This is a genomic window from Psychrobacter sp. DAB_AL32B, assembly GCF_002224105.1.
In the GTDB taxonomy this organism is placed as follows: domain Bacteria; phylum Pseudomonadota; class Gammaproteobacteria; order Pseudomonadales; family Moraxellaceae; genus Psychrobacter.
In genome coordinates, this window is sequence record NZ_NEXU01000110.1 from 18,337 (window position 1) to 36,221 (window position 17,885).

A 17,885-nucleotide genomic window follows, 5' to 3' on the forward strand; every position below is an offset into this window, starting at 1 on the left:
CCTTCTTATATTATTGTATTTCGCTTTAATCACTAAAAAATAATGATAATCACTAAAAATCCATCAGTGCTGTCTATCAGTGCTAGACGCGCTCAATGATAGTCGCAATCCCCATACCACCGCCTACGCACAAGGTGATCATCGCTGTTTTCAAGTCGCGACGTTCTAGTTCGTCAAGTACCGTAGTCATGAGCATCGCGCCTGTCGCGCCAAGGGGATGACCCATAGCGATAGCGCCACCATTGACGTTGACAATATCAAGTGAGATGCCAAAGTCGTTGGCAGTATTGAGCGGTACGGCAGCAAAGGCTTCGTTGATCTCCCAAAGATCAATATCCGAGGCTTGCATGCCCGCTTTATCGAGGGCTTTTTGACAGGCAGGCGTCGGACCTGTCAGCATGATGGCGGGTTCTGAGCCAATGACTGAGGCCATGGTGATTTTGGCACGTGGTTTTAGACCAGCTTTGCGACCAGCAGCGGCGCTACCGACTAAGCAAAGCGCAGCCCCATCGACGATGCCTGACGAGTTACCAGCGTGATGAACGTGGTTGACGTTTTCAATGGTGGTGTATCTATCTAATATAACGCTATCAAAACCCATTTTTCCCGGCATAATAAAAGAAGGGTTAAGGCCAGCTAAGGTGGCCACATCTGTGTTTGGACGAATGGTTTCATCTTTGTCTAACAACAGCATGCCATTCATATCAGTAACGGGGACGACTGATTTATCATAATAGCCTTGCTCCCACGCAGCAGCAGCACGGCGATGTGATTCAGTCGCAAACTCATCGACATCAGTACGACTAAAGCCTTTCAGCGTCGCTATAGTGTCTGCACCAACCCCTTGCGGGACAAAATGTGTCGCCTCGTTGACGCGTGGGTCCATATACCACGCACCGCCATCAGAACCCATCGGTACACGACTCATCGATTCAACGCCACCTGCGACCACCATATCCTCCATACCTGACATGACTTTGGCAGCAGCAAGATTGATCGACTCAAGGCCTGACGCACAAAACCGAGATAAGGTTAAGCCTGCGACACTCCGATCCCAGCCTGCATCAATGACCGCAATGCGAGCAATATCAGAACCTTGTTCGCCAACTGGCGTTACACAGCCAAGCACCACGTCATCAACTAAGCTGGTGTCTAAGCTATGACGCTGCTGCATCTCTTTTAACAAAGTGCGAACTAGCCAAATAGGAGTCGCTTGATAAAGCGAGCCATCTTTTTTTCCTTTGCCACGTGGCGTGCGAAGTGACTCATAAATGTAGGCGGTCTCAGTCATAAAAAATCCCTTTTTGTAGATGGTAAATAGAGTTGTAAAATAACAGCTATATTATATTTATAAAATAATGGTAATTTATATTACCTTTAACTATAATGCTTATAATCTCATTGAATACTAATCTGTATGGCTATTATATTAGAAAATTAATACAACTTGTGCAATCGATTATTTTATAATGGTAATATATATTGTCTTTATCGATTTACTATAAACTCTAAAATTATCCAAAAGCTAATACTATAAGGGAACATTAAGGTATGAAAACCACTCGTTCAAAACCACAATTTAGTACTGATGATGGCGCTAATCACAGAGTTAGCAAGACTCATACTAAGACTAATAGTAAAACAAATAGTACTGTTTCCAAAAAAGAGGCTCAGCCTGAACCTTTATCCTTGGCTCCTTTATCCGACATGCGACCCACCACTTTAGACAAAATAGAAAAAGCAGTACGCCAGTTATTCGCAGGGCATGATGCAAGCGATATCACTATGATACAGATTGCAAATGCTGCAAACGTATCGCTGCAAACACTCTATAAATATTTTGGTGATAAGCAAACGGTGCTCTACACCATTATGGACTTGGTGCTGGGGAGGTTAGCGGCGAGAATGATGGATCATCTACAAGGCATTGACAGTGTGGAGGATCGCTTACGTAAGACATTGTGGGTATGTCTTGATTTTGTAGATACTCAACCTGACGCCGTGATGGTGCTATCTAAAGTATCGATAGCGCGTTTTCACAACATTGCTATTTATAAGAATAAAGAGCTTATTAATGCGTTTTTGAGTGTACTAGAGGATGGTCAAAAACGAGGGGTACTCGTTGATACAGTACCACTGCATATTCTATTTGATGTGTTTATGGGGTTCGTCAGTCGACTTGGCATTATGCAGAATATTCGTCAAGCAGATACGCCACTAAATGCAAATTTTGACGTTTTATTCGGTATGTTGTGGCGCTCGATGTCTAAGCCTGAAATATCGGCACCCTAAAGTAGCATACAAGTTGCTGACGGTATTGCTCACAATAAAAAGTAAATAAAAGCTTAGTGAATAATATTAGGCTAAACGATAACGTAACACACCTGCTGGATCTGAATCGTCGCAGACTACCTGCCCGATATTGACTAAAAAAGTAACATGCGCAAAGGTTACCTCAGTCGGCAAAGGACCATAGAGCAAGTCCAAAAATGACTAGCCTTCTTTTACCCCCTCCATATCATCTAGTGAGGCGTCCATCTGCTGATAAAATCGGTTTAAATCGTCATAATCTTTCGCATTACGATGATTTTTCTCATTCACCGCTTGCCGCATTTCCTTCAAATTCAACCATCTTTATATTAGCCAAAATTAAGGTTAAATTAAAAGCAAAAAATTTAATAAAAAAAGCCGAATGCTACTTTTAATAGTAACATTCGGCTTTTTTATGCGTGCTTCTAATAGTTAGAAAGAAGTACGGCGATAGTTGCGGTATGTTGGTAACCAGAAATTAGCTTTTAATCGACGTTCTAAATTTTCTGCCGTTACAGGTAATGCCAATCTATCTTCAATCGCTTGTAGGGCAACTGCATAGGCTATCTTTTCACTGATCTCTCTAATGAATTTAATAGGCGGTAATATTGCACCGGGTACTTTTTCATATTCCATTGAGATATCCGCAAGTGCTTGGCTTGCAGCCATTAACATATTATCGCTGATACCCGTCGCGTGGGCGGCTAAAACACCTAGACCAATACCTGGAAAGATATAGCTATTATTACACTGGGAAATCTCGAAAGACTGACCTTCAAAAGTGGTATTAGGGAAAGGACTACCCGTCGCAATAATTGCCTTACCACGACTCCAGTTAGTCACTTCCTGTGGTGTGGCTTCAACACGAGACGTTGGGTTTGACAGCGGTAATACAATTGGATTTTCAGTATTAACACATAATGCTTCGATGACCTCTTGGGTAAACAGACCTTTTTGACCGCTTACGCCAAACAATACCGTGATTCCTGCTTGTTTAACCACTTGTGCTAAACCAAGCTTCTGACTCTTATCCCAATGTTCAATATCTGATTCTTTTTGCACTAACGGCGTTTGGAATTTTTGTAGCTCTGTCATGCTATCTGTTAATAGACCATAACGGTCAACCATAAATACTTGTCTGCGAGCCTGCTCTTCCGTTAATCCTTCACGCTGCATTTGGCGAATGATATGTTCGGCGATACCACAACCTGCCGATCCTGCACCCAAGAAAGCGATATTTTGTTGACTAAGTTTTTGACCTTTGTTTAGACACGCTGCGATCAATGTACCGACTGAAACAGCAGCAGTTCCTTGAATATCATCATTAAAGCAACATAGCTGATCACGATATTTATTCAATAATGGGGTCGCATTTTCCTGTGCAAAATCTTCAAATTGTAATAATACTTCAGGCCAACGACGTTTAACTGCTTGAATAAATAAGTCGACAAATTCATTATACTCATCGCCAGAGATGCGTGGATTTCTCCAACCCATATACATAGGATCATCAAGCAATTGTTGATTATTAGTACCAACATCTAGCAATATCGGTAAGCAATATGCGGGGCTAATACCACCACAAGCGGTATATAAAGCCAATTTACCGATTGGAATTCCCATGCCGCCAATACCTTGATCACCTAAGCCTAAAATACGTTCGCCATCGGTGACAACAATCACTTTTACTTTTTGTTTGGTGGCGTTTTGCAGCATGTCATCGATTTTATGACGCTCAGGATAAGAGATGAACAAACCACGTTTACGACGATAAATTTGAGAGAATTTTTCACAAGCTTGACCAACCGTTGGGGTATATATGAGCGGCATCACTTCCTCAATATGCTGCTCAATCAAATGATGAAATAATGTCTCATTCGTATCTTGTATATTACGCAAGTAAATATGCTTATCCATATCACTCGTAAATGAGCGAAGTTGATGATAAGCACGTAATGATTGCTCTTCAATCGTCTCAATATTATGAGGTAATAAACCGGTTAAATTAAAGCTATCGCGTTCTTCTGATGAAAAAGCGCTACCCTTATTTAATAAAGGGGTTTCTAATAGTGCTGGTCCAGCAAAAGGAATATATAACGGACGTTTGTTTATCATAATAAAATCTTCTTATTAAAGTGTATGATGGTACAAAGTTAATGGTTTAAATGTTTTTAACGATTTATGAAATAACAGAAATGATTTAAATTCATATTTATATCCAACTTTCTTAACATTATTCAAACCAACACAATTCAGGATTGATACCCATAACAAATTAAATCTCTTCCATAAGCCTTCAGTATTGATAATGAAGGGATTGTTTTATTGGGTTTGCTTCATTGAATAAGTCAGTTAGAGGTCGAGCAATGCTAAAAAAATTGTAAAGATAAACGTGGTAAACCAATCACTCGACGAGGCGTTTACCATGACCAAGAAAATGCAGAGCTATAGTACAGAATTTAAAGCAGAAGCTGGCAAAAAAGCTGCTAACTTAAGTGTAACGGCTCAGGAATAGCGATGTAAACGTTACCCTATTGGCTATTGGCAGAACAAAACCAATCAAAGTAAGTTTGTTGGCAAAAAACTATGATGACCTAGGTAAATCTTAACACTTGGGTGTATCTTGACAAGTGAGCAGAAAATAGTCATTGTAATAGTTAAGCATAGTCTAGCACAAAGGTTATTTAAAAATACCTTGTTACAACTTACCATTAATGCTATATTTTAACTGGTTGATAAGTACCTACACTTTTTCAACCAAAACCTCTTAGTTTATCCTTCGTAAAAACCGTTACCGCAAGAACACCATAAAAAGAACGCAGTAAGTAGTAAAGTGACCAATCACCTGCAACTCCTTTCTTTGACATGGTTAATTTTTTAAATCTGAAAAACACAAAAACCAAACTGTATGAGTCAGGAAGACTCTTGCATTAAATTCGCATGAACCCCTGCTTATACTACTATTGCGCCCCCTTAATATGCACTTACAAGGATGTAAATCATGTCGCTACAAAACCCAATTTTTATTCCTGGTCCTACCAATATTCCTGACAGATTACGTCGCGCGATGAACGTGCCGACGCAAGATCACCGTGCTCCTGATTTCTCAGACACGTTCTTACCGGTACTTGCTGATTGTAAAAAAGTATTTGGTACGCAAGATAGCGAAATCATTTTGTTTACTTCTAGCGGCACAGGCGGCTGGGAAGCAGCGATTAGCAACACCTTGTCACCTGGTGATAAAGTTCTGATTGCACGCTATGGTATGTTCTCTCATCGCTGGATTGATATGTGCCAGCGCCACGGACTTGATGTGCAAGTCGTTGAATGTGATTGGGGCACAGGCGCACCTGCTGACCAATTCCAGAAGATTCTAAGCGAAGATACTGCACACGAAATCAAAGCCGTCATGGTTACTCATAACGAAACCGCGACTGGTGTTTTAAGTGACATTAGTGCCGTTCGTAAAGCCATGGATAGCAGTGACCACCCTGCTTTATTGTTCGTAGATGGTGTCAGCTCAATTGCTTGTGTGCCTTTTGAGATGGATGCTTGGGGCGTAGACGTTGCTGTTGCCGGCTCACAAAAAGGCTTTATGCTCGCCACGGGTATGGCAATATTAGGCGTCAGTCAAAAAGCCTTGGGCCATATGGATGAGGCTCAGCTACCGCGTACCTATTTTGACTTCCGTGATATGTTAAAAGCCAATGCCAACGGCGGCTTTCCTTACACGCCACCATTAAACCTCATCTATGGTCTAAGAGAAAGCCTTGAGATGTTGTTTGACGAAGGTCTTGAAAACGTCTATGCACGTCATTACCGTTTAGCCGAAGGCGTAAGACAAGCCGTTAGTGCTTGGGGTATGAAGCTATGTGCCAAAACGCCTGATCTTTACTCTAATACCGTCAGCGCCATCTTTGTGCCTGAAGGCTTCGACAGTAATGAGCTTACTGACCATGCTTTTAATAAATACGGTATCTCTTTTGGTATTGGTTTGGGCGAGATGAATGGTAAAGCATTCAGAATCGGTCATCTAGGGTCATTGACTGAAGTCATGGTACTAGCAGGGCTTGCAACGATTGAAATGGCAATGGTTGATTTGGATTATCCAATCAAACTGGGTCAAGGCGTCGCTGCTGCGCAAGAATATTATCGCAACAGTGCACCCACTAAATAAAAGCCATTAAATAATAAGCCATTAGATAACGAGTAATTAAACAAAAGATGAAGGACTATTTTTTATGATCACAAACGAAGATGGATTAGTGATTCCAACCCTTGATGATATGCTAGAGGCGCATGAGCGCATTAAGCCATATATCCATCGCACTCCCGTTTTGACTTCTCGGTTTTTAAATGAGATGGCAGGTTGTGAGATGTTCTTTAAATGTGAGAACTTTCAAAAAGCGGGTGCCTTTAAAGTACGCGGTGCATCAAACGCGGTGTTTGGTCTGTCCGACGAAGCGGCAAAAAATGGCGTTTGTACGCACAGCTCAGGCAACCATGCCCTATCTTTATCTTATGCAGCGGGTCGTCGTGGCATACCCTGTAATGTGGTGATGCCGCATAGCGCACCAGAAGCTAAAAAAGCAGCCGTACGTGGTTATGGCGGTATTATTACTGAATGCCAGCCATCAACCACTTCACGTGAAGAAGTGTTTGCTAAAGTTCAAGCAGAAACTGGCGGCGACTTTGTCCATCCGTACAATGACCCACGCGTAATCGCTGGACAAGCGACCTGCTCACGTGAGTTTTTGGAGCAAATGGAAGAAATCGGTGTAAAACCTGACATGGTGGTGGCACCAATCGGCGGCGGCGGTATGATTTCAGGTACTTGCTTGACGTTATCGAACCTAGCTCCTGATGTCAAAATTTATGCTGCAGAGCCTGTCAATGCTGATGATGCCGCGCGCTCATTTAAAGCCGGTCATATTATCGCTGATGATGCCCCTGAAACGGTCGCTGATGGCTTAAAAGTACCGCTTAAAGATTTGACTTGGCATTTTGTCAGCAATTATGTGACTGATATTTTGACCGCGACTGAAGAAGAAATTATTGAAGCGATGAAGCTGACTTGGACTCATATGAAAATCGTCATCGAGCCAAGTTGTGCCGTACCGCTTGCTGTTATCTTAAAGAACAAAGACGTTTTTGCAGGTAAAAAAGTTGGCGTTATCATCACTGGTGGTAACGTTGATCTTGATAAGTTGCCTTGGAACTAATTAATTAGAACTAAGTATTAGGCATTAATAACTAAGCATCATTTGTACGAAAATTAAGCGTTAACTAAGCGCAAATAATGCGCAAGTTTAAACGGCTTTTTATAAAACTAACTCATAACATGGAAGAATTAAAATGATTACTGAAGAATTAGAAGTAGGTTACAACGTACCAGCTGCTGTTGGTATGGACGAAGCTGACATTCAAACCCCTTGTTTGATCTTAGACTTGGACGCCCTTGAGCGTAACGTCAAAAAAATGGGCGATTATGCTAAAGACCATAATATGCGTCACCGTAGCCACGGTAAAATGCATAAATCAGTTGATGTACAACAACTACAAGAAGAGCTTGGTGGCGCAGTTGGCGTTTGCTGTCAAAAAGTTTCTGAAGCAGAAGTGTTTGCACGTGGCGGTATCAAAGATATCTTAGTATCAAACCAAGTACGCGAGCCTGCTAAACTTAAGCGTTTAGCTAACTTGCCTAAATTAGGCGCAAAAATTACCGTTTGTGTCGATGATGTCGATAGTGCTGCTGAGTTATCAGCTGCGGCGACCGAAGCGGGTACTGAACTTAATTGCTATATCGAAATTGACTGTGGTGCGGGTCGTTGTGGTGTTACTACTACCGAAGCTGTTGTTGAAATCGCTAAAGCAATTGACGCTGCAGAAAACATCCATTTCACTGGTATTCAAGCTTATCAAGGTGCGATGCAACATATGGATAGCTTTAGTGATCGTAAAGCTAAAACCCAAGTGGCTATCGATCAAGTACAACATGCTATCGATGCATTAACTGAAATCGGTCTTAAGCCAGAATTCGTTTCAGGTGGCGGTACAGGCAGTTACTATTTCGAAAGTAATTCAGGTGTTTTCAATGAATTACAGTGTGGCTCTTACGCCTTTATGGATGCGGATTATGGTCGTATTCTAGACGAAGACGGCAACCGTATTGATGCTGGTGAGTGGGAAAACGCCCTATTCATCCTAACTTCTGTGATGAGCCATGCCAAACCTGACAAAGCGATTGTTGATGCTGGTCTAAAAGCTCAATCAGTTGACAGTGGCCTACCGTTCATCTACGGTCGTGATGACGTTGAATATGTTAAATGTTCAGACGAACATGGCGTCGTAAGTGATCCAAATGGCGTCCTTAAAATCAATGAAAAACTAAAACTGGTACCAGGTCATTGTGATCCTACTTGTAACGTTCATGATTTTTATATTGGTGTCCGTAACGGCAAAGTTGAAAAAGTATGGCCAGTATCTGCACGCGGTAAAATGTACTAAGAACTGTATTAAGAACTATGAGCTGAATTAGTTTGGTTGTATCAGTTTAGTTTAAAGGGGCTGTTGTAGCTTTAGCCTACAACAGCCCTTATTTACTTAAAGTATTTAAGAATGACAAATTAAGAAGTATAAAAAGGAATTTATAATGAGTGAAGAAAATAACAGTAACGATGCTAACAACGAAGGCTTATTGATCGTATCAGAAGCCGCTTGCAAATCAGTGATTGATCGCCCTTCTGCCTTTACCGCAGTTGAAAACGTTTTTGCGTCAATGTCACGAGGGGATGCGTATAACTTCCCTGTTATTCGTGAAGCTATCGGTTATGCTGATGCGCTATATGGCTTTAAATCAGGTTTTGATCGCGCAGGTAAATCGCTAGGTCTAAAGTCAGGTGGTTATTGGCCAGGTAATGCCGCTAAAGGTTTGACCAACCATCAATCAACGATTTTCTTATTCAATCCTGATAATGGTAAATTGCGTGCCCTAGTTGGCGGCAACTACTTAACGGCGGTACGTACTGCCGCAGCATCGGCAGTATCAATCGCCCATCTAGCACGTAAAGATAGCAAAGTGCTTGGCATGGTTGGTGCAGGTCATCAATCTACTTTTCAGCTACGTGCCGCTCTTGAGCAACGCAACTTTGAAAAAGTAGTTGCTTGGAATAAGAATAAAGATCGCCTTAAGAACTTACAAGCGGTTGCTGAAGAACTAGGCGTACCATTTGAGTCCGTTGAACGCGAACAGTTATGTAGCGAGGCAGATGTGATCATTACCATTACTTCAGCGTTTGAGCCACTGCTTATGAAAGAGTGGATCAAACCCGGTACGCATATCGCTTGTATGGGTACTGATACTGTTGGTAAGCAAGAAGTTGATGCTGCTCTGATAGCGTCTGCTACCGTATTTACTGATGAAATCGCGCAATCGATCACTATTGGTGAAGCACAGCATGCGATTAAGTCTGGTGCTATTAAAGAATCTGATATCACCACCCTTGGCGATGTCATCAACGGTGAGCATCCAGGTCGCAGCTCAGATGATGAAATCACGCTGTTTGATGGTACCGGTGTTGGCTTGCAAGATTTAGCAGTAGCTTCCGCTGCGGCTAAGCTTGCTGTCGAGAAAGGTGAAGCTCAGCACATCTCGCTATAGTTTTCGTTATAACTGTCATTATAAATATGACACTAGCCGCTGTATTTTAGAACCGCCAAATAATGAGTTTATTTGGCGGTTTTTTTATAATGCTTATAAAAACTATGAGACTACTTTTAGTACTGCTAAAAGTAGTCTCATTCATACAAGGTTGATAATAATTATTCACCAACCCTATCTATCTCAGATGCTGATAGCAACTCGGTGTTGCTGCCGATATTCTCTAGGCGACATTCCATAAAGTCTCTTAAAGGCTTGGCTAAAGGTTGAATTTGAAGCATAACCGATCAGCTCGCTAATTTGACCGATACTATTTTGTTGTAAGCGTAGATGACGGGCGGCGATACGTAAGCGGTACTCAATCAAATAAGTCATTGGCGGTACACCAACAGTATCTTTAAAGCGCTGAGTAAAGCTTGAACGAGACATCCCCGCCTCTCTAGCAAGCTGGTGAGTCGTCCAACTATAATTTGGTTTATCATGCATAATGGTCAGCGCTTTCGATAAGTACGGATCCTTAATTGCTACTAACCAGCTTTTTGTTGTATTAGGCAGGCTTTCAATATAAGTACGCAGGCACTCGACCATTACAATACTTGCCCAAAGATTAATCATCGCAAGTTTACCCAAACGTTCGTATTCAGATTCTAGTCTTAAGAACCCAACCGCTCTATCAAGCGATCTAAACCGACTCTCGTGCATATGTTCATGTTCAGGCAGAATTACTGGTAACGCAGATAATAGCGGTCCTAGTAAATCTTTATCATACTGACACTCAACCAATATCAATTGCGCGTTTAATGTTATGCCCTGAGTGCACTCAATAGTACCTTGATCATAATTAAATAGCGTCTTATCTAGCGGTTTGGCATTATTTCCATGATGATTTTGCGCATAACAAACATGCTTATTGGCATTCGGAACCATAACGATGTCACCCTTATGAATTCTTTGAGAGACATCTCCTATCTTCATATTAAAACTGCCAGACTGAACCAAATAGAAATAAATAGTATCGCTATTCGTTATTGAGTAGGCCCAATCGCCTGTAACCTTTAAACCATAGTACTTCGTTTCACTTAAATGCTGTGTTTGCTGTAATAACGTACTGAGCGCGTCCATTAACCCTGTCCTTAATATTTTAAGATGAATAAAAACCCACTCTCAACTTAATTCAGCAACCGAGGAATAACGAATTAAACCAAAATGTAAATTTATCATACTGCAGCCTAGGTTTAAGAAACCGTCACTATTCCTATATTTATTAAATATAAGCCATATTAATTTTAATACGAACTAATATTTATAAACTTATATTTATCAATAAAGGTAAAATTATATGTTATTTATAGTCCTACCTATGCGCTCAAACTCTCATTCTGAGCGAGATAAAAAGGGAGTACTTTACTATAAAAATAAGACCTAATATGTGTCCGTTGCCTGCAACTCTTTAGTTATTTGCCATTACAGTAAATTCATATTGTGCCATATTTATTAATGACATATATTACATATATTCTGCATTGTTAAATTATGTTGTTAAATAGTTTATGAACAGCGCTCTCAATTTTCAAAATTAGTTCTAAAGTTTAAAAATAATGAATTAAAGCTGAAATTCAAATCGGTTATAGTTGGAGTTATTATGTTAAATAATGGATTAACAGGCAGTCGTTTAACCCGTGCCATGCTAGCTCGAGGTGATCAACAAGTGTGGTGCGCAGTGGCTGATTATAGTGATGAAGAAGCGATGCAGGATTTAGTGAATAACGATTTTACTGCTTTTATCATCTCTTCTAAGGAAAACAGTTTCCTTTGTACAGGTGGTATGGAATGGAAGTTTGCTGTACCGATTAAAATAATTGCACTGACAGCAACTGAAGTAAGTATGAATCACTGCAATTGATTTAAGTTAAAGACTGTAATATTTATTTAATGGATACCAAATTAAAGATAATGCGGATTGGTGACATATCTTAGTGAAATTTGCTACCATGACTTTTTAGATTTTATGATTTAGCTCATTTCACTTAGGTAATACAGACATGGCCAAAAACGCCCTACAGGCTCAACTTTTAAAAGCTGGATTGGTTGATAGCAAAAAAGCCAATAAAATAAGCAAGCAGACGCAGCATGCTAAGCGTACTGGCGATTCATCAAATATTGAAGCTAAAAAAGCCTTGGCAGACGCACAAGCAAAAAAGATAGAGAAAGATCAAAAGCTCAATCAAGAAAAACAACAGATTTTAGAAGAAAAGATGCTAAAAGCCAATATCATTCAAATGATTAAACAGCATCAGTTAACTGAGACAACCGGCGACATCAGTTACCAGTTTGTCGATGATGCTAAAGTCAAAAAAATTAATATCACTCAAAAGCTATACGATCAAATCGTGGCAGGTCACGTGGTCATTTCTCGTTTAGATGACAGCTATGCGCTACTACCGCGCCCGCTTGCTGATCGTATCGATGCAAAAATGGAAGGCTTTATGGTGGTATCAAATGATACCGCAGAAGATGAGCTGGCAGAAGATGATCCGTATGCAGCTTACGTGATTCCAGATGATTTGATGTGGTAGTCAATGTTATAAAAAATGCTATTGAAAAAGCCCTATTGATTATCAATAGGGCTTTTTATTTTCCAAACATCTTAGCTAGCATCTATATATCATGTATATTTATAGCTAGAAAAATTAGCTCACCTTGGCAAGCTCTTCATGTTTTAAACCAATCGTTCTCAGCTTACCTTTATCATCCACTTCTTTAATGACCAGTGACCACTCATCACTGATCGCGACCGTATCGCCCGATACTGGCTTTATATCCAAGTTATCTATGACATATTCAGCAACCGTTTGCTCCCACATGCTTTTTGAGCTGTCTTCAGGTTTTGACTTTAACTTATCTACCAAAGATTCTGAGGTCATAATGCCAGTAAAAAACGGCAAATCGCCAAGCTTCACACTGGGTGATAATAGCCAATCACCATAAAAGTCATCAATGGCTTTATGGTTTAAGGTTGTATCATTAAAAATCTTCGCAATTTGACTGGCATGGTTACCTCTCATCGCGTACCACACTCTATCACCAAATTTGAGCTTGGTCGTTTCTTCAACTATCACAATATGTTGCCTACGCACTAAGGCAAATATACTAATTTCATCAGGGCTAATGCGCTTAGAGATGCCCATCGGATGACGATCAATCGCAAACGCCCCTGATTTTACTTCAAATTCATATAAAGTAATGCTCGCCCTATCAGATACCCACACTTCATGCTCTGCTTCTGGGTCTTTATTACTAGGAATACGCACTTTGAATAAATTTGCCATGATAGGAATGGTCGTGCCTTGTAAAATTAAAGACAAAACCACCACGCCAAAGGCAATATCAAATAACATAAAAGCGCCATCTATCCCTGCCATCACGGGTAAAATCGCAAGGGTAATAGGCACCGCGCCGCGTAGCCCTACCCAAGAGATAAAGCCGATCTCTCTGTCTTTAAATTTAAATGGCTTAACGCTGGTATAAACGGCGATAGGACGGGCAACCAAAATCATAAAGGCGGCAATCGCGACTGAATAATACCAGACATTGATAACGTTCGATGGCGTAACCAATAACCCCAATACCACAAATAGCACTGCTTGTGACAACCACGCAAAGCTATCCATCACCCGCATCACATGCTCGGTTGAGCGGACTTTATGGTTACCAATCAGCACACCGGTAAGATAAATCGCCAAAAATCCACTACCACCAATCAAATTAGTAGCGGCAAAGACTGCCAAGCCAGCAGACATAATCAAAATCGCATACATGCCCTCTGCTAATAATATCTTGGGTAATAGCCTCGCCAATAAATACCCAAACAGCAGACCCATGCCCAAGCCAAAACTCAGCTGCTGTAATAATAATCCCAAAAACCCTAGCACCGTCTGTCCAGCGGGATCGACATTTAAAGCAATCAATCCTGTCACAAGCAAAATGGCCAAAGGGTCGTTGGCACCAGATTCTAGCTCCAATGTTGCTTGTACACGATCGTTTAACTTGACGCCGCCATTACGCAGCAATGAGAATACCGCTGCCGCATCGGTCGAGCCGACAATCGCCGCCATCAATAGCCCAAGTCGCCAATCGACATCGAGCAGCCAAGTCACGAATACACCCAGTATCATGACGGTAGCCAGCACGCCCCAAGTGGCAAGCGTAACGGCTGGTTTTAGACCAACGCGAAACGATTTAAACGAGGTGCGTAGTCCCCCATCCAGCAAGATACAAGCCAGCGCCGCCTGCCCAACAAAGTTCGCTATCCCGTATTGGGAAAACTCAATACCCAAAATACCTTCTTCGCCCGCCAGCATTCCAACTATTAAAAACAATAATAATAAAGGGACGCCCAAACGTGCTGACAAGGTACTTGCCATAATACTGGCAAAAATTAATACTGCTCCTACGAGATAAAGGATATTTAAGGTATCCATGTTGTTTTATGCCCTATTTTAATCGTTATTTTATTCACTGTTATCACAGTATTGGCTTTACCCTCCTGCAGGTTGTAGCCCATATATAGTAAAAATAATCAAATGTACTCAAAGTATCAAAAGACTAAAGTTATCCAAATCAAAAACCTGACTGTATTTTATAACATACAATCTGGCAGGCAGCCCTTATTAAACGGCGATATTGAGCAATTTAATTAAAAACCTCTCATTTATATAGAAAACGCTGTTTATATCTAAAAAAAGCCCTATTTAGCATTGATACTAAATAGGGCTTTTTACGGTTAACAAATTTTATATTTGTTAGTCTTAAACAGACTACTTTTACTAAACAGTTAAAAAGTCATATTATTTAGGTTTAAGCGCTGCACTAATATCTGCAAGTAATGGCGGGATATCATGTTTATCAGCGATGACCTCTAACATAACAAGCTTATCTTTTGTTGCGGCAGCTTTTTTTAGAGCAGCTTTTAACTCGCCCGCCGTTTCCACTTTAAGTATTAAGCTATTATCCTTGGTAGCGCCAAATGCCAGCGGCATCAATTGCCAATTACATGTAGGAATATCATTATAGCATTGGTTTTCACCATGAATCGCACGCTCGACAGTATAGCCATCATTATTAATCAGTACAATCACAGGATTAATGCGCTCTTTAATCATTACTGCAATTTCTTGAATGGTCAATAAAGCAGATCCATCACCAATTAGCAATATACTACGTTTGTGCGGTGAAGCAATGGCACCGCCTAGGCTTGCGGGCAAGGTATAACCGATCGAACCCCACATCGGCTGACCATACGAAGTCACACCTGCTGGTAGACGCACATCGCTGATACCAAAATAAGCCGTACCTTGATCAGAGAACACCAAGTTCTTATCATCGAGGGCATCAGCAATAATATGCCACAAGTCATCTTGTCGGATAGGCTCGTCATCCTTGCCATTTTGCTCATGCGGCTTCATTTCTTGACAGAATTGCTTAGGCACAATCGTGATACCTGAGGTCATCACCTCATGCAATACTTGTAAAGCATCTTTTAAAGCGATAGGTGCAAAGTTTTTGCCGGCAATGCTAGCGCGCTCATAATGCAAATCAACCACTACATTCTCATCAATGTCTTGGCTAAAGCCTGCTGTAGTGGTGTCAGTATATTGCACACCAATTTTTATCAAACATTCGCAGTTTTCCACCGCATCTTTGACCACTGGGCGCGATGCCACGCCCGCATAAGTTCCCGCCCAACGCTCGCTGTTTTCATCAAGCAAGGTTTTGCCCCATGATAACGTCGTATAAGGGATATCGGTATCAGCGATTAAAGCCTTGAGCTGATTTTGTAATCCCAAACGATGCACCATTAAGTCTGCCATTAGCGTGGTGGTCTTATTGGGTAAGAATTCTATCAGCGCTTGCTTAAAGTCTGACAGCGCCGCTTGGCTGGTAATATCTTCTTCACTATCGATAAGCTTGGTCGTCGGTGGATAAATGGGCATTTTTGCCACATCCGGTGATAGCATCAAGTAACCTGGGCGATGCTTTTTAAGAATCAGACGAATGACGCGATCAATCTCAGAGGCGGCATTATCAGACGTAATCTGTGCACGCGCCACAGTTACAGGCTCTACCATTTTAATAAAATGGTTAAACACACCGTCACCCAATGTATGGTGGATACGACCTTTTGAATCTTGCAAAGCCATACTAGGTGCACCAACGATATGCAGCACTGGCGCATACTCAGCAAAAGAGCCTGCGGTGGCATTAATCGCAGACAACTCACCGACACCAAAAGTGGTCACCATAGCAGCAAAGCCACGCTCTCGTGCGTAACCATCAGCAGCGTAGCCTGCATTTAACTCATTGGTATTACCTACCCAGCGCAATTTATCAGAGGCGAGCACATTATCTAAAAACGTTAGATTAAAATCACCAGGTACGCCAAATATCTCAGTAGCGCCCGCCTCAGCGACACGATCAAATAAATAATCAGCGATAGTGTATTGCTTACTCATGTTGCTTGTCCTTAAGACTTGTTTTATAAATAATCATAGTTATAACTGTGATTGAAAATTATTATAAAGCTGTATTCCAGCCTATTTATGAAAAGCAAAGCTTTTGGAATGCAGATTATAACAATCTGTTATATCATAGTTCTATACTGGAATAACATGCCTACTTTGCTAACTTTTACTTTTTTTCTTGATGACTATTGACACACTCAAAAAACTGCGTATAATACGCCATCATCAACTGACGATAGTTAATTGATAATTAGCGGGAATAGCTCAGTGGTAGAGCATAACCTTGCCAAGGTTGGGGTCGAGAGTTCGAATCTCTTTTCCCGCTCCAAATACTTAAAAAGCCTCACTTAACAGTGAGGCTTTTTTTTGTCCAATTTTCAGAGGTTGTAGCGATTTTTAGTACTAGCTAGTCAGCCCAACTATTAACTTTATCTAATATATTAAAAGAGCAAAAAACAGCACCGTGACCAAAACGTGACCATTTCGTGCCCACGCTATAAATACTGATTCTATAATTGACCCCAACTTATTATTCTTATCTTTATAAAAAACCATGCTAAGAAATATTTTCTTAGCATGGTTTTTACTTTTCCACTGCTTTTGTAAATTAAGCTCATAGCGTGACCAAAACGTGACCAAATCATGAAAAAGCAATTATTAATAATAACCCCAACCTTAATTTTATACCTTGAAACGCCTTATATATATGGCTCTGCCACTTATTTCTCTGAGCATCTATTTTCAGTTTTATAGATTTTCAAGATTCATCATCATCTTTAATATTTGGCTTGTAAATAAATAAGTCACCCACCTGCACGTCTAAAAACTCACACAGCTGGTCGATAGTATTGAAATCAATTCTTGAGGACTCTTCATTATATAGTTTATGAAGCGTTGATTTGCTCATGCCTGTTGCCCTTACAACATCTGCTACGCGCAATTTTTTCTCTGCCAGAATAATAGGAAGTTTAGATACAATCATAATTATTACCTCTTTTCGGGTAAAAATGCTTTACATTGAGGTAAAAAGATAATATAGTACACAAATCGGTTATTAATTACCTCTAAGCGGGTAAATAATTACTGATTACTTCAAGGTGCATTCTTACAGGTTGATAAAATCATTTTTATTCTATCACTTAATGCGATGACTTAATAACTGAAAAGAGGTAAATATTATGAGCAATACTTATTTAACAACTGATGAGTTGGCTGAGCGTATTAAATACGATCCACGCACTATTCGCAATCAAATGAAAGACACTGTCTTGATTGAGAATATCCATTACATACGCCCGTTTGGTGGGCGTAAGATTTTATATGTATGGGAGCGTATAGAAGAAGATATGTGCAAGCCTGTTATGAGCGCTATTAACGGTATGGCACTTCAATAA

General features: G+C 40.7%; 15 protein-coding genes and 1 tRNA gene. 9 read left to right on the plus strand and 7 right to left on the minus strand.

Annotated features, from left to right (window positions below):
- Positions 1-82 precede the first annotated feature (82 nt).
- Positions 83-1,291, minus strand: a complete 1,209-nt coding sequence (locus CAN34_RS12135) for an acetyl-CoA C-acetyltransferase (RefSeq protein WP_089555860.1) — start codon at positions 1,289-1,291, stop codon at positions 83-85.
- Positions 1,292-1,551: 260 nt separating this feature from the next.
- Between CAN34_RS12135 and CAN34_RS12140 the strand changes: the two genes are divergently transcribed.
- Positions 1,552-2,292, plus strand: coding sequence for a TetR/AcrR family transcriptional regulator (locus tag CAN34_RS12140; RefSeq protein ID WP_089555861.1), 741 nt, complete (start codon positions 1,552-1,554; stop codon positions 2,290-2,292).
- 201 nt (positions 2,293-2,493) lie between these two features.
- Here the strand turns inward: CAN34_RS12140 and CAN34_RS14635 are convergent, their stop codons facing one another.
- Positions 2,494-2,622: a hypothetical protein gene (locus CAN34_RS14635; RefSeq protein ID WP_302476522.1), complete on the minus strand. Its 129-nt coding sequence runs from the start codon at positions 2,620-2,622 to the stop codon at positions 2,494-2,496.
- A 120-nt stretch (positions 2,623-2,742) separates the two neighbouring features.
- Complete coding sequence (locus tag CAN34_RS12145) at positions 2,743-4,425, minus strand: NAD-dependent malic enzyme (protein ID WP_089555862.1); 1,683 nt, start codon at positions 4,423-4,425, stop codon at positions 2,743-2,745.
- Between the two features lie 886 nt (positions 4,426-5,311).
- Between CAN34_RS12145 and bhcA the strand changes: the two genes are divergently transcribed.
- The 4 genes from bhcA to bhcD all read left to right on the plus strand — a co-directional run bounded on the left by bhcA (position 5,312) and on the right by bhcD (position 9,970).
- Positions 5,312-6,487, plus strand: a complete 1,176-nt coding sequence (gene bhcA / locus CAN34_RS12150) for an L-aspartate--glyoxylate aminotransferase BhcA (RefSeq protein WP_089555863.1) — start codon at positions 5,312-5,314, stop codon at positions 6,485-6,487.
- A 64-nt stretch (positions 6,488-6,551) separates the two neighbouring features.
- A complete protein-coding gene (bhcB, locus tag CAN34_RS12155; protein ID WP_089555864.1) occupies positions 6,552-7,532 on the plus strand; it encodes a beta-hydroxyaspartate dehydratase BhcB in 981 nt (326 codons plus the stop codon).
- Positions 7,533-7,665: 133 nt separating this feature from the next.
- Entirely contained in the window at positions 7,666-8,817 is a 1,152-nt protein-coding gene (gene bhcC, locus CAN34_RS12160; RefSeq protein WP_089555865.1) for a 3-hydroxy-D-aspartate aldolase BhcC, read from the plus strand.
- A gap of 145 nt (positions 8,818-8,962) precedes the next feature.
- Entirely contained in the window at positions 8,963-9,970 is a 1,008-nt protein-coding gene (gene bhcD / locus CAN34_RS12165) for an iminosuccinate reductase BhcD (protein WP_089555866.1), read from the plus strand.
- 183 nt (positions 9,971-10,153) lie between these two features.
- On the opposite strand, the gene CAN34_RS12170 is transcribed toward bhcD, so the two are convergent.
- Positions 10,154-11,092: an AraC family transcriptional regulator gene (locus CAN34_RS12170; RefSeq protein ID WP_089555867.1), complete on the minus strand. Its 939-nt coding sequence runs from the start codon at positions 11,090-11,092 to the stop codon at positions 10,154-10,156.
- A 520-nt stretch (positions 11,093-11,612) separates the two neighbouring features.
- Here CAN34_RS12170 and CAN34_RS12175 point away from each other — a divergent pair.
- Together CAN34_RS12175 and CAN34_RS12180 are read left to right on the plus strand one after the other, a co-directional pair.
- Complete coding sequence (locus tag CAN34_RS12175) at positions 11,613-11,873, plus strand: hypothetical protein (RefSeq protein WP_089555868.1); 261 nt, start codon at positions 11,613-11,615, stop codon at positions 11,871-11,873.
- Between the two features lie 139 nt (positions 11,874-12,012).
- A complete protein-coding gene (locus CAN34_RS12180) occupies positions 12,013-12,546 on the plus strand; it encodes a DUF2058 domain-containing protein (protein ID WP_089555869.1) in 534 nt (177 codons plus the stop codon).
- 114 nt (positions 12,547-12,660) lie between these two features.
- Here the strand turns inward: CAN34_RS12180 and CAN34_RS12185 are convergent, their stop codons facing one another.
- Together CAN34_RS12185 and CAN34_RS12190 are read right to left on the minus strand one after the other, a co-directional pair.
- Entirely contained in the window at positions 12,661-14,451 is a 1,791-nt protein-coding gene (locus CAN34_RS12185; protein WP_089555870.1) for a potassium/proton antiporter, read from the minus strand.
- A 366-nt stretch (positions 14,452-14,817) separates the two neighbouring features.
- Complete coding sequence (locus CAN34_RS12190; protein ID WP_089555871.1) at positions 14,818-16,482, minus strand: alpha-keto acid decarboxylase family protein; 1,665 nt, start codon at positions 16,480-16,482, stop codon at positions 14,818-14,820.
- A 262-nt stretch (positions 16,483-16,744) separates the two neighbouring features.
- Here CAN34_RS12190 and CAN34_RS12195 point away from each other — a divergent pair.
- Positions 16,745-16,819, plus strand: a tRNA-Gly gene (locus CAN34_RS12195).
- Between the two features lie 429 nt (positions 16,820-17,248).
- Here CAN34_RS12195 and CAN34_RS12205 read toward each other — a convergent pair.
- Positions 17,249-17,473, minus strand: coding sequence for a helix-turn-helix transcriptional regulator (locus CAN34_RS12205; RefSeq protein ID WP_089555873.1), 225 nt, complete (start codon positions 17,471-17,473; stop codon positions 17,249-17,251).
- Positions 17,474-17,669: 196 nt separating this feature from the next.
- On the opposite strand from CAN34_RS12205, the gene CAN34_RS12210 reads away from it, so the two are divergent.
- Positions 17,670-17,885 carry a hypothetical protein gene (locus CAN34_RS12210; protein ID WP_045454368.1) on the plus strand — a complete coding sequence of 72 codons (216 nt, stop codon included), beginning with the start codon at positions 17,670-17,672 and terminating at the stop codon, positions 17,883-17,885.

What these genes read in the sequence shown, in the direction of transcription:
- CAN34_RS12210 (WP_045454368.1), top strand. Translation starts at nt 17,670, where the DNA reads ATGAGCAATACTTATTTAACAACTGATGAGTTGGCTGAGCGTATTAAA.
- CAN34_RS12140 (WP_089555861.1), top strand. Translation starts at nt 1,552, where the DNA reads ATGAAAACCACTCGTTCAAAACCACAATTTAGTACTGATGATGGCGCT.
- CAN34_RS12180 (WP_089555869.1), top strand. Translation starts at nt 12,013, where the DNA reads ATGGCCAAAAACGCCCTACAGGCTCAACTTTTAAAAGCTGGATTGGTT.
- CAN34_RS12175 (WP_089555868.1), top strand. Translation starts at nt 11,613, where the DNA reads ATGTTAAATAATGGATTAACAGGCAGTCGTTTAACCCGTGCCATGCTA.
- CAN34_RS12135 (WP_089555860.1), bottom strand. Translation starts at nt 1,291, where the DNA reads ATGACTGAGACCGCCTACATTTATGAGTCACTTCGCACGCCACGTGGC.
- bhcB (WP_089555864.1), top strand. Translation starts at nt 6,552, where the DNA reads ATGATCACAAACGAAGATGGATTAGTGATTCCAACCCTTGATGATATG.
- CAN34_RS12185 (WP_089555870.1), bottom strand. Translation starts at nt 14,451, where the DNA reads ATGGATACCTTAAATATCCTTTATCTCGTAGGAGCAGTATTAATTTTT.
- CAN34_RS12205 (WP_089555873.1), bottom strand. Translation starts at nt 17,473, where the DNA reads ATGATTGTATCTAAACTTCCTATTATTCTGGCAGAGAAAAAATTGCGC.
- CAN34_RS12190 (WP_089555871.1), bottom strand. Translation starts at nt 16,482, where the DNA reads ATGAGTAAGCAATACACTATCGCTGATTATTTATTTGATCGTGTCGCT.
- bhcD (WP_089555866.1), top strand. Translation starts at nt 8,963, where the DNA reads ATGAGTGAAGAAAATAACAGTAACGATGCTAACAACGAAGGCTTATTG.
- CAN34_RS12170 (WP_089555867.1), bottom strand. Translation starts at nt 11,092, where the DNA reads ATGGACGCGCTCAGTACGTTATTACAGCAAACACAGCATTTAAGTGAA.
- bhcA (WP_089555863.1), top strand. Translation starts at nt 5,312, where the DNA reads ATGTCGCTACAAAACCCAATTTTTATTCCTGGTCCTACCAATATTCCT.
- bhcC (WP_089555865.1), top strand. Translation starts at nt 7,666, where the DNA reads ATGATTACTGAAGAATTAGAAGTAGGTTACAACGTACCAGCTGCTGTT.
- CAN34_RS12145 (WP_089555862.1), bottom strand. Translation starts at nt 4,425, where the DNA reads ATGATAAACAAACGTCCGTTATATATTCCTTTTGCTGGACCAGCACTA.